This window comes from Trichocoleus sp. FACHB-40 (assembly GCF_014695915.1).
Lineage (GTDB): Bacteria > Cyanobacteriota > Cyanobacteriia > Cyanobacteriales > FACHB-T130 > Funiculus > Funiculus sociatus.
Map to the genome: position 1 here is coordinate 100,446 of NZ_JACJPF010000052.1, position 13,982 is coordinate 114,427.

General features: G+C 44.4%; 13 protein-coding genes, 1 pseudogene and 1 CRISPR repeat array. Of the genes and pseudogenes, 10 read left to right on the top strand and 4 right to left on the bottom strand.

Annotated features, from left to right (window positions below):
- Window positions 1–46 precede the first annotated feature (46 nt).
- The 3 genes from H6F63_RS11630 to H6F63_RS11640 all read left to right on the top strand — a co-directional run bounded on the left by H6F63_RS11630 (window position 47) and on the right by H6F63_RS11640 (window position 4,258).
- A complete protein-coding gene (locus H6F63_RS11630; RefSeq protein WP_190637486.1) occupies window positions 47–1,462 on the top strand; it encodes a class I SAM-dependent DNA methyltransferase in 1,416 nt (471 codons plus the stop codon).
- Window positions 1,459–2,943: a restriction endonuclease subunit S gene (locus tag H6F63_RS30965; RefSeq protein WP_190637488.1), complete on the top strand. Its 1,485-nt coding sequence runs from the start codon at window positions 1,459–1,461 to the stop codon at window positions 2,941–2,943. Before H6F63_RS11630 ends, H6F63_RS30965 begins: the two co-directional genes overlap by 4 nt.
- A gap of 163 nt (window positions 2,944–3,106) precedes the next feature.
- Window positions 3,107–4,258: a Fic family protein gene (locus H6F63_RS11640; protein ID WP_190637490.1), complete on the top strand. Its 1,152-nt coding sequence runs from the start codon at window positions 3,107–3,109 to the stop codon at window positions 4,256–4,258.
- Window positions 4,259–4,322: 64 nt separating this feature from the next.
- Here the strand turns inward: H6F63_RS11640 and H6F63_RS11645 are convergent, their stop codons facing one another.
- The 4 genes from H6F63_RS11645 to H6F63_RS11660 all read right to left on the bottom strand — a co-directional run bounded on the left by H6F63_RS11645 (window position 4,323) and on the right by H6F63_RS11660 (window position 6,531).
- Window positions 4,323–4,505: a hypothetical protein gene (locus H6F63_RS11645; RefSeq protein ID WP_190637492.1), complete on the bottom strand. Its 183-nt coding sequence runs from the start codon at window positions 4,503–4,505 to the stop codon at window positions 4,323–4,325.
- A 95-nt stretch (window positions 4,506–4,600) separates the two neighbouring features.
- Window positions 4,601–5,083: a type II toxin-antitoxin system VapC family toxin gene (locus tag H6F63_RS11650; RefSeq protein ID WP_190637494.1), complete on the bottom strand. Its 483-nt coding sequence runs from the start codon at window positions 5,081–5,083 to the stop codon at window positions 4,601–4,603.
- Window positions 5,080–5,847, bottom strand: coding sequence for a hypothetical protein (locus tag H6F63_RS11655; protein WP_190637496.1), 768 nt, complete (start codon window positions 5,845–5,847; stop codon window positions 5,080–5,082). The genes H6F63_RS11650 and H6F63_RS11655 overlap by 4 nt, the downstream gene beginning before the upstream one ends.
- A gap of 168 nt (window positions 5,848–6,015) precedes the next feature.
- Window positions 6,016–6,531, bottom strand: a complete 516-nt coding sequence (locus tag H6F63_RS11660; protein WP_190637498.1) for a hypothetical protein — start codon at window positions 6,529–6,531, stop codon at window positions 6,016–6,018.
- Between the two features lie 75 nt (window positions 6,532–6,606).
- On the opposite strand from H6F63_RS11660, the gene H6F63_RS11665 reads away from it, so the two are divergent.
- The 7 genes and pseudogenes from H6F63_RS11665 (at window position 6,607) to cas12k (H6F63_RS11690) (ending at window position 13,930) form a co-directional block, all read left to right on the top strand.
- Window positions 6,607–6,954, top strand: a complete 348-nt coding sequence (locus H6F63_RS11665) for a hypothetical protein (protein ID WP_242019679.1) — start codon at window positions 6,607–6,609, stop codon at window positions 6,952–6,954.
- Complete coding sequence (locus H6F63_RS30495; RefSeq protein ID WP_277876393.1) at window positions 6,951–7,082, top strand: hypothetical protein; 132 nt, start codon at window positions 6,951–6,953, stop codon at window positions 7,080–7,082. Before H6F63_RS11665 ends, H6F63_RS30495 begins: the two co-directional genes overlap by 4 nt.
- 137 nt (window positions 7,083–7,219) lie before the next feature.
- Window positions 7,220–7,609, top strand: a pseudogene (gene cas12k, locus H6F63_RS11670) (type V CRISPR-associated protein Cas12k); the annotation flags it as partial.
- Between the two features lie 563 nt (window positions 7,610–8,172).
- Window positions 8,173–9,018: direct repeats of the CRISPR family, unit length 37 nt; unit sequence GTTTCATCAACCCTCCCGCCTTGGGGTGGGTTGAAAG.
- 643 nt (window positions 9,019–9,661) lie between these two features.
- Window positions 9,662–9,979 (top strand): hypothetical protein, encoded by a 318-nt coding sequence (locus H6F63_RS11675; RefSeq protein WP_190637501.1) that lies wholly within the window; start codon window positions 9,662–9,664, stop codon window positions 9,977–9,979.
- A 94-nt stretch (window positions 9,980–10,073) separates the two neighbouring features.
- On the top strand, window positions 10,074–10,388 hold the full coding sequence (locus tag H6F63_RS11680; RefSeq protein ID WP_190637503.1) for a hypothetical protein: 315 nt from the start codon (window positions 10,074–10,076) through the stop codon (window positions 10,386–10,388).
- A gap of 107 nt (window positions 10,389–10,495) precedes the next feature.
- On the top strand, window positions 10,496–11,827 hold the full coding sequence (locus H6F63_RS11685; protein ID WP_190637505.1) for a hypothetical protein: 1,332 nt from the start codon (window positions 10,496–10,498) through the stop codon (window positions 11,825–11,827).
- A 171-nt stretch (window positions 11,828–11,998) separates the two neighbouring features.
- Entirely contained in the window at window positions 11,999–13,930 is a 1,932-nt protein-coding gene (gene cas12k, locus H6F63_RS11690) for a type V CRISPR-associated protein Cas12k (protein WP_190637507.1), read from the top strand.
- Window positions 13,931–13,982 lie beyond the last annotated feature (52 nt).

Consider the following 13,982-nt stretch of genomic DNA (forward strand, 5'->3'; position numbering starts at 1 on the left):
GTATTTTAGTAAAACACCCTAGCCAAAAAAGTAAAGTAAAGCAATTATGTCTGACGTTGTAAATAAACTCTGGGGCTTTTGTCATACGCTGCGTCATGACGGGATAGATTATGGCGACTATATCGAGCAATTAACTTATCTGCTATTCCTCAAAATGGCGGATGAAAAGGGTGTTGATGTGCCTTCCGAGTGTGAGTGGGAGAGTTTAAAGAAACGCTCAGGCACCGAATTAACCGATCATTATCTGGATGTACTCCGCACACTCCGGGAATCTCCTGGATTGCTAGGTGATATTTTCGCTCAGTCGATGCCTCGTTTCAATAATCCCGTCAATCTCAAGCGGATCATCACCATGATTGATGAGGAAGACTGGAGTTCTCTGGGTGTGGATGTCAAGGCAGCAGCGTTTGAGGGGTTGTTGGAAAAAGCCGCCAGTGAAGGTAAGAAGGGTGCAGGGCAATATTTTACGCCAAGGGTGCTGATTCAATCGATTGTCCGGGTGATGAAGCCTAATCCTTTAAGTAGCCCTCATTTCAAGATTTGTGATCCAGCTTGCGGCACGGGTGGTTTTTTGGTGTGTGCTTATCAGTGGCTATTGGATATCACTGGTGGGGTATTTGACCGTAAGGACATTAAGCGGATTAAAACCCAAACCTATTATGGTGAGGATTTAGTCCCGCGTCCTCGTAGACTGGCGCTGATGAATCTATTTTTGCAAGGGCTGGAACCCAAGATTTATCTGGGGGATGCGATTTATGAGGCTGATTCGGGCGATCGCTATGACTGCATTTTAACTAATCCTCCTTTTGGCACGCGGGGCGCGAATCAAGCGCCGGATCGGGATGATTTTACGATTGAGACGAGTAACAAGCAACTGAACTTTGTTCAGCACGTTATGACTATCCTCAAGCCTGGAGGTAGGGCGGCGCTGGTTTTGCCGGATAATTGCTTATTTGAGGATAAGGCGGGGGAAGTATTCAAAATCTTGATGCAAGATTGCAATTTACACACGGTTTTGAGGTTGCCTAGAGGCACGTTTACTCCCTATTCGCAAGGGGTGAAAGCAAATGTGGTGTTTTTACAAAAGGGTTTACCTACAGAAAATGTCTGGATTTTTGATGCTCGTTCTAATGTGCCTGGAGTGACTAAAAAGGATCGTCCGTTAACGTCTTGGCATTTTGAAGAGTTTGAGCAATGTTATGGGGACGATCCAAATGGGCAGAGTATCAGAACTGATTTAGGGCTTGAGGGGCGGTTTAGAAAGTTCTCGATTAGTGAGGTTAAGGATCGGGATTATAAGCTTGATATTACTTGGCTGAAAGATGAAAGTTTGGAGGATGGAGACAGTTTACCTGAGCCGCAATTTTTGGCGAGTGAGGCGATTACTGAGTTAGAAGCTGTTGTGGATGATTTGCGGGATATTTTGCAGTTAATGGAAGTTGATAGAGAGGACGAAGAGTGAGTAATCTTCCTAATGGGTGGGCTGGAACGACACTGGGAGACATATGTTCTAAACCTCAATATGGCTGGACTTGTTCTGCAAGTAGTACTGGAACTTTAAGATATATTCGTACAACCGATATTTCATCAGGCCGAATTAACTGGGATCGAGTTCCTTTCTGTCTTGATGTTCCTGAAAATTTAGAAAAGTACAGAATTCAAAAGAATGATATTCTTGTTTCCCGTGCTGGGTCAGTCGGAATTAGCTATAGAATTGAGGAAATTCCTGTTGATGCCGTGTTTGCCTCATACTTAATCAGGTTCAAACCTTTAGAGTGGATAATTCCCAAGTATATTGAGTTTTATTTAAAGTCTGAAAGTTATTGGCGTTCTATTTCAGACTTTACAGCAGGCATCGCTGTCCCTAATGTAAATGCCTCAAAATTAGCAGAGGTAAAAATTCCCCTGGCACCCATCAACGAACAACGCCGCATTGTAGCCAAGCTGGAAAAACTACTAGCTAAAGTCGATACCTGCAAAGAGCGACTAGACAAAATCCCCGGCATCCTCAAGCGTTTCCGTCAATCCGTCCTGTCTGCTGCTTGTTCCGGTCGCCTCACCGCCGATTGGCGAGAAAATAATCCTGATGTAGAATCCGCTGAGGAACTTTTTCGCAAAAACCTTAAAGAAAGTTCGAGTGAGTTACCACTGAATTGGTATTTAGTTTCAGTTGGCGATGTTATCACAAGTTTAAAATATGGAACCTCTCAAAAATGCAGCTATGATTCAAATGGTGTTCCTGTATTACGCATTCCTAATGTATCTAAGGGAGCTATAGATCAGTCTGATTTAAAATATGCAGAACTTTCCGAAAAAGAATATGAAGAACTCAAGCTATTTCCAGGTGATATTTTATTGATTAGGTCAAATGGTAGCGTCTCATTAGTTGGAAAGTCAGCACTTATAGGCAAAGCTGACAAAGATTTCGCCTATGCAGGTTATTTAATTCGGCTGCGTCCTAATCCTCAGTTAATTGACCCAACTTATTTAAATATGGTCTTATCTAGTTATGATGTTCGATTACAAATTGAAATACCAGCTAGGTCTACAAGTGGAGTTAATAATATTAATAGTCAGGAAGTAAAACAACTTAAAATTCCTGTTTCGCCACTTTCCGAACAACAAGAAATCGTCCGCCGCGTCCAAACCCTCTTCAAAACTGCTGACCAAATCGAACAACGCTACCAAAAAGCCAGAGGCTACGTTGACCAACTCACCCAATCCATCCTCGCCAAAGCCTTCCGGGGTGAACTGGTTCCCCAAGACCCCAACGATGAGCCTGCATCCGTGTTATTAGAGCAAATTCGCGCAGAACAGGCAAAACGAGAAGCGGAAGCCAAAGCCGCAAAGAAGTCCACAGGCAAAAAAGGTGGGCGACGTGGCAGGAAGCCGAAACCGCAAGGCTCAGAACCAATTCAGCTAGAGTTGCCAGGGTTAGAATAAGATACCGAATACTTGTCCAAAACAACAGAACCAGTTTCTGGGTAAGAAGGGAGGCAAGCGCCACCTCTTATTTTGCTAAATAGGATTTGACTAAAATAAGAAGTGACATTTGCAGTCTTATTTTATTGGACTGTAATAAGACCCTCAACCATTAGGTCATATTATGCGAACTGGTCAATATGTAAAACAAGTTGAAGGATACAGGGCATTTATTCCGACTCCCTTACCTCCAGACCCACCAATCGCAATGGATGCAGAGCTTATCCGCCTGATGTCTGACGCTGACCGCTCTCTAGGCAGGCTTGATGGAGCTACCTCCATTTTGCCTAACCCTGACTTGTTCGTAGCCATGTATGTCCGTCAGGAAGCTGTACTCAGCTCACAGATTGAAGGTACCCAAAGCACATTAGAAGATGTACTTGAGTTTGAAATCGATGCCAATGGTCAGGAACATCCGAAGGATATCCAAGAGGTAGTCAACTACGTTAATGCCATGCGTTATGGCTTGGAACGCCTCAAAGAGCTTCCCATGTGCTTGCGGCTCATCAAGGAGATTCATGCCAAGTTACTTGAAGGAGTACGAGGGAGTGAGCGTACCCCAGGTGAGTTTCGTAAAAGCCAGAACTGGATCGGTTCAAGTGGCTGCAACTTAGCTAAAGCTTCTTTTGTACCACCACCAGTTTCAGAGATGCATCAAGCACTGGGCAATCTAGAAAAGTTTTTACACGATACAACATCTCTACCTGTACTAATCCAGTGTGGATTAGCTCATGCTCAATTCGAGACTATTCATCCCTTTCTAGATGGGAATGGACGTATTGGGCGGTTGTTGATTACCTTCCTGCTTTGCCAACGGGGTATTCTACAGCGTCCTTTGTTGTACCTCAGCCATTACCTCAAATTCCATCGCACTGAATACTATGACCGACTCATGGCGATCCGCACTGATGGAGATTGGGAAGGATGGTTAAAGTTTTTTCTCCGAGGAATTTATGAGGTAAGCCAATCAGCAACTGCTACCGCCCGTTCCATTCTTGACCTGCGTGAAGTACATCGTGAAGTAATTGGCCATCTGACTGGAGGTAGTAATTATGGATTGCGCTTGCTAGACTTGCTCTTTGCACAGCCGATCGTTAATGTTCGATTGGTAGAAGAGTACCTGCAATGTGCTTACGTTACTGCTAGTAAAATAGTAGAGCAATTTGCAGAATTAGGCCTATTACGTGAGTTCACTGGCTGGCAGCGAAATCGGCGTTACCGATACGAACCCTACTTAGCTCTTTTTGAACCAGCTATTTCAGCGGCTGCTAATTAACTTATGTGAACTTATGTGAGAACCCCGCAGTTAAGCAGTTAGAGAAATTAGGCAGGTTTTCGGGTCATGCTGACAATCGCTTCTGTTTTTGCTTCCGCTTTAAATCCTCAGCCAGTCGAATATCCACCAGTTTTTCCTCCTCCCATGCTTCACCATCCGGTTTAACCAGCCGTTGTGCGAGTTTTTGGAGTTCTAAATCTGAAGCGCGATCACCTTCCAGTAATTCATTAATTCGTTCCACAGGCATTTCACATCAACCGCTAGTTTCCCAAGCGCCCAGTCGCGGTTACTCAGAGTTTCTTCAATTAGAGATGCGATGGCTTTTTATAAGCAGCAGAACCCTTATGTATTATCTTCAAAAAGCTCCAACTGGCTGGGAAAATACGGTCTTCTGATAGGTAGGAGAGGATTGCCAACTGTACCAGAGAGCTTAAGCAGATCATCATCAAAGGTTTCTAAAACATCTACCTTAGCCTGAACTGCTGTTGCCAGATGGGTAGCATCTTTTGGTTTTAACCATTCATACTGCCACATTAAATCTCTGGCTAATTCTCCAATTTTTCGATCCACGTCGTATATATAAATCCATTCATGCTTAAAAAATGAACGAATTTTTTCTTCAACATCCTTAGATAGCTTTGGCTTTCCTTTTTCGAGTTTGATAACTTCAATAAATGTTAATGCCGAAGTTACAATTATTAGTTTGCCATCATTAGCAGCCTTTATAACTGGTTTGCACTCATCAATCTTATCAGCTTCATTTTTAAGTAAAGCTAAGAATGCACATGAATCCCAGTAATGAAGTGGCTTGGATGAACGGCTCAATCTTCGCCTCCCAGTATTCCAATTACATCTTCAATCCTTGGAAGTTCTCCTTTACTAGGGAAAACCTCCATCTCTTCAACTTCTATACTGACTTTTTCACCATCTTCCCTAGAACGAATCAGTCCATAAACAGATACTCTTTTACCAAAAGCATTCTTTATCCTGTCAAGAAAATTCGGGGGAAAGTAACACGCTACACTTCTGTCAGTTAGTAAATCATAAATTCTGAATGCTGGTCTTCTGTGTATGGTGATAGACTTAAGCACACCTTCTACAGAACCAAAACTTTTATAACGCGCACCGATTAACTCATCTACATTAGCGACTAAATGTTTAGTGAGATTAACCTTATGGGAATTAGACCCAACTTGAATCCCTACAATATCTTTCCCAACTAATTCAGCTAACGCTTTAGCACTCTCTAAAGCACGGTCAGAAAAGAATAGTGGTCGCTCTGGACGTTCTTCTAAATTAGCTAGACCTGTCTCGACTGTTGTAATAACTTCATTGATGTTATAGGGTTGCACCTCATCTGTAGGTATGCCTTCAAGCGTCAAGTGAACGCTACCAGTTGTTATCGATGAGACAACCCAACTTACAGATGAACGCTTATCTTCAGCGAGCTTCTGCTCTACCTCGCGCAGTAGGGTTGCGATTTCCTCTTGTGCTTTACGGAACTTGTCAAATGGAAGCGACGAGCCATCAATGTCCACAGTCAGGCTCGTATGGAGTTCTCCAGACCAGGTTAGCTCCTGTCGTTCCATCTATGAAGCAAGGTATTTCCCTTATTAATCTAAGTTAAGTTGGCAACTTCTGGTGTGAAGCGTTAGACTTTCGCAACAAAGGCTCATGAACAGTACCACACAGAAAATCAGGTCGCGTAATTCCCCGACAGCTACTCAAACTGCTCAAACAACAAGAGAGCAAGATAGTCAACGCGATCGCTTCTGTTTTTGCCTCCGCTTCAAATCCTCAGCCAGTCGAATATCCACCAGTTCCCCCTCCTCCCATGCTTCACCATCCGGTTTAACAAGCTGTTGGGCGAGTTTTTGGAGTTCTACATCCGAGGCGCGATCGCCTTCTAGTAACTCATTAATCCGTTCCACAGGCATTTGGGCATCAGCAGCAAGCTTCCCAAGCGCCCAGTCGCGGTTACTCAGAGTTTCGTCAATCAGAGATGCGATCGTGGGTACTGCTAGCGGTGCAGGCGATGCAGCCATTACTACCGAAGACTCAGACAGTGGCGAGTCTTCCTGCTGTTGCTGTTTTTCGATCCAGCTAGCGATCGCTTCCTCTAAACCGACATTAATATCCTGACCCAAACTTTTACAAATTCCCTTGAACTTCAAGGAAAGCGTCTTAGGGACAAAACCCCGCAACTCCTGATAATTCGTAGATTTCCTTTTATCAACCACAAATAAGCTATACACGGGAGTTTCAGGCTTCATTCTCGCACAAACTCGCAAAAGCTCTATTTTCGCTAATATTGCTATTATTGCGTATATCGCGTATATCGCGTATTTTTGATTGTATTCACTCAACCCCCAGCAATCGTGATTCCGGACTTGCCTTTAATCGGTTTGGATGCACCGCCTCCATCAGTCCGCCTCCCCCCCAACTTCCCAGATAGCGCCCCAATACCGCGTTTTCTGTATGGCGATCACCTCCAGTGGAAGCCGCTATCTGATACAGACGAAACTGACAGGGGCATCGTCATTGGGCGGTTCTACACCTTTGCCTCTCATCGCTACCAGTGGGCATGGAAATATCTGATTCTCATAGATCCCGAATCTCCCGGCGCTCAGTTCTGTGTCGCTGATACCTGCTGGGAAGAACACCTCGAACCTTTGCCGTTGGAGACAAACTCATGACCTCTCCTCGTCCCCTCGGACAACGAGAATTGGAGTTAATTCATCTCTTCTACCCCACCTGCCAGTTAGGGATGTCTCCCCGTACCTTTAAAGCCAAGTGGAACTGGCGAAGTTCTGGTATACCGTGATGTTAAGCAATTACTGAGCAAGCCAATTCAGGGGGGAAAACTAAAAAGAAAAAGACTCAGTATAAATAACTCAAGCGTCAGCGAGAGCAACAACGCTTCAACAGCCACGAACGCCATAACGCTCAAAAAATGGTGTTCCCTGTAACTTTGGAGAATTGAAACAAGGGGAGTATGTGGATAGACTGCTGGCAAAAGTGATTGTGGCAGTGGCAAAACACTATCGAGCTAGCAGTATTGTCCTACCTGACTTGAGAAATATCCGGGAAGCGGCGGAGAATGAAGTGAAAGCCAGAGCCGAACAAAGATTTCCCGGCTATCAAAAGCGTCAAGATTGCTACGCCAAGAATTATCGTGCCAGCATTCACCGTTGGAGTTACAACAGGTTAGCTAAGTGTATTCAGGTTAAAGCCCAAAGAGCTGGGATTGCCACAGAAAAAGCACGGCAACCGCATGGGGACACTCCTCAAGAGAAAGCAAAGAATTTAGTCCTAGCTGCTTGTGAACACCGTAAAGTATCAGCTTGCTAGGTCAACCTATTGTGAACCTTGACAATATAAATATAATAAGAGATTAATAGCGCCGTTTGTACATGCTTATTGCCTCTGTACAGCGATTAAGTTAGGGTTTGTTTGACTGCTCGTTTGACAGTCCTACTTTCTGAACCCTGGTAGCTACCCGCCCATGATGCTGGCCCGATGAATACCTTCTTCATAGGTCGAGAAATTCCGTGTATGAATACTGGAGTATATAGTATGCGGGAAAGGTGCGCTCCCAGCGAAATGGGTGAAGCTGAGGGAGAAGGTAAATTTTCCCAAAGCCCTAGCCCTTGTTAACAAGGGTGCGGATTCCCGCAGTGGTGGCTCCGAACTCGTCCCCTTCGGGGGAGCCCTCCCTAATTTTTTTTGACGGCTCAAAGCGGGGGCAAAATCCCTGAGTTGCCGTCAGTAGTTCAAAACTCTTGTCCAGTCTTGGTTTTAGGCTTTCACTTCAGTCAACTTTCTCCTTGGGAAAGAGCTGAAATGAGCAATTTAAAATCAGCCGACAAAAATGTATTTGTCAGCTTGTGTAGACAAGTGTTTCAGCGGGCGCGGTTTCATCAACCCTCCCGTCTTGGGGTGGGTTGAAAGTTATCTGGACACGAGTAAGTTTAAATTCCCTGGTGCTAGGTTTCATCAACCCTCCCGTCTTGGGGTGGGTTGAAAGCAACTACACAATTTGCCAAAGGGTTCTTGCTGGGTTTCATCAACCCTCCCGTCTTGGGGTGGGTTGAAAGTAGAAGCTGCGGTCAGTGGGTGCGATTTATCAATACGCGGTTTCATCAACCCTCCCGTCTTGGGGTGGGTTGAAAGTTATATTTACACTGAGCCAACTGGTCAGAGTATGTACAGTTTCATCAACCCTCCCGCCTTGGGGTGGGTTGAAAGACTTCATAAACTCTGCTTATTGTCTCCCTTACAGTGGTTTCATCAACCCTCCCGCCTTGGGGTGGGTTGAAAGTCCTTCACTATATAATTCAAGTGCGGCTCTATCGTAAGTTTCATCAACCCTCCCGCCTTGGGGTGGGTTGAAAGTAGAGGTAAGTAGCGGAAATAAGTAGCAGCAAGTAAGTTTCATCAACCCTCCCGCCTTGGGGTGGGTTGAAAGATGAAGCTATTCATTTGCTCTTTAATTCTATTAAAGTTTCATCAACCCTCCCGCCTTGGGGTGGGTTGGAAGTTGCCACTGCAATTGCTACTGTCGAGGAGCTTGAGTTTCATCAACCCACCCCAAGGCGGGAGGGTTGAAAGAACGACCTCATCAACGCGGCTCAACAGTTCAACTCGGTTTCATCAACCCTCCCGCCTTGGGGTGGGTTGAAAGTAAGCTAGTTCCTCATTATCGCAAGCCAGTCGCCGTTGAGTTTCATCAACCCTCCCGCCTTGGGGTGGGTTGAAACCCACATTCCGCACCCCCTACTGTCACAATCGGTTTTTACGGGATTTACCGACCTAATGGAGTTATTTTTGATACGAAGAACTGGAAAACCCGTTTTGCGATCGCAAAACCAAAATACCCAAAAAGCCAAAATTCGTAGTGTGACACTTTAGGGTGCGGAAAGTGGGTTGAAAGTAAAGTTAAGTGCCATTGGCACCTAACTAACCTGTCGAGTTTCATCAATCCTCCCGCCTTGGGGTGGGTTGAAAGTGACCCGGATGTGATGCTATTGCTCCCCTGGTTTAGTTGGTTTCATCAACCCTCCCGCCTTGGGGTGGGTTGAAAGAATATATTCCAAACTGGGACACAATCGCAATTAACCTATCGCCAACGCTTCTACTGTCGTCTCTGCTTCAAATCCTCCGCCAGTCGAATATCCACCAGTTCCCCCTCCTCCCACGCTTCACCATCAGGTTTAAGCAGTCGCTGTGCGAGTTTTTGGAGTTCGGCATCAGAGGGGCGATTTGTGATAGCTCATTAATCCATTCGGCTGAGACTGTTCGAGCATCAAGTAGGGTCTGCCCAGCCAATTCATTTCGTAATTAAGCGATCGCATCTCAACTCATGATATCCGTTAAATATACAGTCACGAATCATGAGTAAAAATGGCATTTAGAAGGCGCAGGGTAATAGACAGCAATCGCCAGACAACTGAATATAGAATTGACGCACTCAGTAACCTGCCCTTGGAGCCTTTGGAATACTGTAGACGATGGGTTGAGATGTCCTCAGATGAGCGAGGGTATAGAAAAGCCTGCATTACTGCCCTAGCTGAAGCAACGGCGCTGAGTTCTAGGACTATCGGCAATTGGGGACAGAACTTCGAGAGGCGACCCAACTACGTCCTGCATATCTTACGCATGGCAGATATGCTCAACCAAATCCGAAAAATAATCCTACCTGCTGATTATCCTCAAGAATAATTTAGTCGTGATTCATGACTAAAACTATTGTTTTGCGACTAGAGATTCCCTAATTTGGATTCAGTAAGCAGTAATTCACTTACCGCGCCTAAGAATGCAGATAGGGAGGAGTTCCCCTTGGAATGGAAATCGGATTGATAGCATCCGCCAGTTGCCCCTGGAACCGATGGAGTATTGCCGCCGTTGGGTCACTCAAGAACCGGGTCTGAACTATAGGAAAGTTTGTATTAATGCGATTGCAGAAATTACAGGCGCCAGCCCCAAAACCGTCAAAGACTGGGGGCCCGACTTTCAGCGCCGTCCTAAATACGTTACCCGGATCTTGCGGCAAGCTGACCTGCTTAACCAATTCAAACAACTGGTTGTAACTGGAATTATCACCCTACCACCGGACTTCCCCTTTGAATAACCGATCGTGACTCACTACCAACTCGCCTTAAAACCCCTTGTTTCCATTACGAATGCAAATTTATGCTGCTAACAGCCGACTGAAAAAAAATCTAGGAGTGTAGACCAATGGCAACAGCGAAAAATGGAAAAAACTCCATCTCTGATTTGAGTATTACTAAATACCCAGCCAAAATTTCGGTTTTGAATAACCAGATAAAAATCCATGATCTAGAAATTGTTCTGCCTGATGCTGTCCATTACCTACAACAAATTCCGCCAGATGAATACGAACAGACTTGCCTGAGAGCTTTTGAAATGGGGTTATTTTGCTTACAAAGAGTCCAAAACCGTACTGAGATTGAATTTGTTAAACGGCAAATGGAGACACTATTAAGCGAATTTAATAAAGCGGTTGGAGCAATACCTGAAACCCTTGAGAAAAAGTTAGTCAGTCAAATTGGTGCAGAGAATGGTCAAGTATTAGCCCCAATAAAAGCCGAAATTAATTTGACTAAAGCTGTCCTTACAACGCAAGTGGATGCGGTAAGAGTTTTACTTGCTCAGGATATTGATCCCTCAAAAAGTTCTTCAGTGCTTGGTGCTGCCTTGAATAAAATTAAGGATATGTTAAATCCTGACATATCTAACTCAGTGCCTACAATATTTACCAATGCTTTAGAAAATGTCACAGCAGAAAATGGGACTTTAGCTAAAACAGTTAAAACAGTTCTCCTAGAGGCTATTAAACCACTTGCCGATGAAGTAGACAAGTTGGGTCAACAAATCCGAGAAAAAGAGGTTGCTCAATCAATTCTTCAACAAACCGTTGCCAAAGGCACCAGCTATGAAGAAACCGTTTTAGTGGAAGCCCAAGCCTGGTCAAAATTTAGCGGAGCTGAAGTTCATTATGTCGCCAAACAAAACCAACCAGGCGATATTCTCATCAAGCTTGCCCCCACTTCGGTAGCAGCAACAAAACTATCAATCGTCATTGAAGCGCGAAACCGAGAGTCAAAACCTTGGGGGCGTAAGCAGATTGCTGACCAATTAAATAAAGCGATGGCTAGGCATAAAGCCAATGCTGCCATTTTCCTCAGTTGTTCTCTTAACGGTCTAGCGCAAGAAATAGGTAATTGGGCAATTGGGGAATGTGAATACGGTCTGTGGGTCGCGACTACACACGATCTACTGACTATAGGCATTCAATTTTTAATTGTTCGGCAACAATTAGCTACTCAACAATCCAATTTGTCTAAGCTTGACTGTCGGGCAATAGAAGCTCAGCTTATGCGGATTCAAACAGCTATGGATTCCATTACTAACATCAACACCCACTTAACACATTTACGCACTCATGCAGATGGAATAAAGGCAGAAGCTTTGACATTGAAGGATGAAATTAGGAGTGCGCTCACCTCAATTGAGGATTCCATTCATATTGTTAAGCGTGAAACTTAACTAAAAAAGCTTATAGCGGTTACTACATGGGTGAGGTACGCAAAAATTCCCGATTATCAAGCTTTCCAGTTTTGAGAATGTACCTTACATAACCTTGAACCGCTATATTCCTTCATTAGGTAGAATATCTGTATTGTTCTCTCTTTATATAGAGCCGCCCTGCTTAATTTTATGAGCCTTATCACTATTCAATGTCGCTTAGCCGCTGATGAAGAAAACTGTCGCTCCTTATGGGAACTGATGGCTGATAAAAACACGCCGCTTATTAACGAATTATTGTCACGGCTTCCCAAACATCTGGACTTTGAGAAATGGGTAGAAGAAGGTAAACTACCTGCTGATGTTATCAAAAAACTTTGTAAGTCTCTTAAAACTGAAGAACGCTTTGTAGGTCAACCCGGTCGTTTTTACAGCTCAGCAACTTCTCTAGTGGAGTACATATACAAGTCTTGGCTGGCGCTCCAGCAGCGACAGATGCCCAAACTAGAACGCAAAGAGCGCTGGCTAAAGATGCTCAAAAGTGACGTAGAGCTGGAAGAGGAGAGTAATTGTAGCTTAGATGAGATTCGTAGCAAAGCTGCCGAAATTATTAGGTCAGTGGCAACCAAATCGCCTCAAAATGAACCTCAACTCACCAATAGTAAAAAAACTAAGAAGACCAAAACAGGTAAGGCTAACATTTCAAGCTCTGAACTGTTCAAAATCTTATTCGAGGCTTACCACAAGACGCAAGATACTCTTGAGAGTTGTGCCCTTGCCCACCTGTTAAAAAATAAGTGTCAAGTCAGCACAGATGATGAAGACCCAAAAGAATTTGCCAAACGTCGGCGCGCCAAGGAAATAGAAATCGAACGTCTTAAAAAACAAATAGAAAGTCGGATACCTAAAGGTCGGGATTTGACAGGCGAAGAATGGTTAGAAGCATTAGAAACTGCTACCGTTAACGTTCCTAAAAATGAAGATGAATTTAAAGCATGGAACTCTAGACTCTTAAGAAAATCAAGCCATGTGCCATTTCCCGTAGCTTATGAAACCAGCGAAGATATGATTTGGTTCAAAAAAAACAAAGAGGGCAAAGAGCGCATTTTTGTTCGCTTCAATGGTTTAAGTAAGCTTACCTTTGAGGTATACTGCGATTCTCGCCAGCTCCACTGGTTCCAACGCTTTGTCCAAGATCAAGAAATTAAACGTAATAGTAAAAACAAATACTCAAGCAGTTTATTTACTCTCCGAAGTGGACGGATTTATTGGCAAGAACGCTTTGGTAAAGGTGAACCGTGGAATGTACATCGTCTGATTCTTTACTGTACAGTTGACACTCGTCTGTGGACGCTCGAAGGAACTCAACAAGTTGCTAGCGCAAAAGCCACTCGTGTTGGCAAAACCATAACCAAGGCAAAAGATAACCCTGACCTCAACGAGAAACAAAAAGCTTTTGTCACGCGCCAGGAATCAACGCTGGCTAGAATTAGCAACCCATTTCCTCGTCCTAGTAAACCTCTTTATCAGGGTCAACCGTCTATCTGCGTTGGTGTTAGCTTTGGTTTGGACAAGCCAGCAACCGTTGCTGTGGTAGATGCTGCCAATAACAAAGTATTGGCATATCGCAGTGTTAAACAGATACTCGGCGACAACTACAAGCTAATCAACCGCCAACGACAGCAACAGCAACGTAACGCCCACGAACGTCATAAAGCTCAAAAACGGGGTTCACCAAACTCGTTTAGTGAATCCGAGCTGGGACAGTATGTAGACAGATTGCTGGCAGGTTCCATTGTTGCGATCGCAAAAACTTACTCGGCTGGCAGTATAGTTCTCCCTAAACTCGGCGATATAAGGGAAATAGTAGAAAGCGAAATTCAAGCAAGAGCCGAGCAACAAATTCCCGGTTGCAAGGAACGTCAAAAGGAATATGCCAAAAAGCATCGTGTCAGGGTTCACCGCTGGAGCTACGGTCGATTGATTGCTAACATTCAGGCGCAAGTGGCTAAGGCTGGAATTGCTGTTGAATTTGGTCAACAACCATTTCAAGGCAGCCCACAAGAAAAAGCACGGGATTTAGCGATCTCTGCCTACCAATGTCGCATTGCTGCGGCGATCTAAGCAAATACTGAACCTTGAAAATATAATACAAAAATAATAGCGCCGCAGTTCA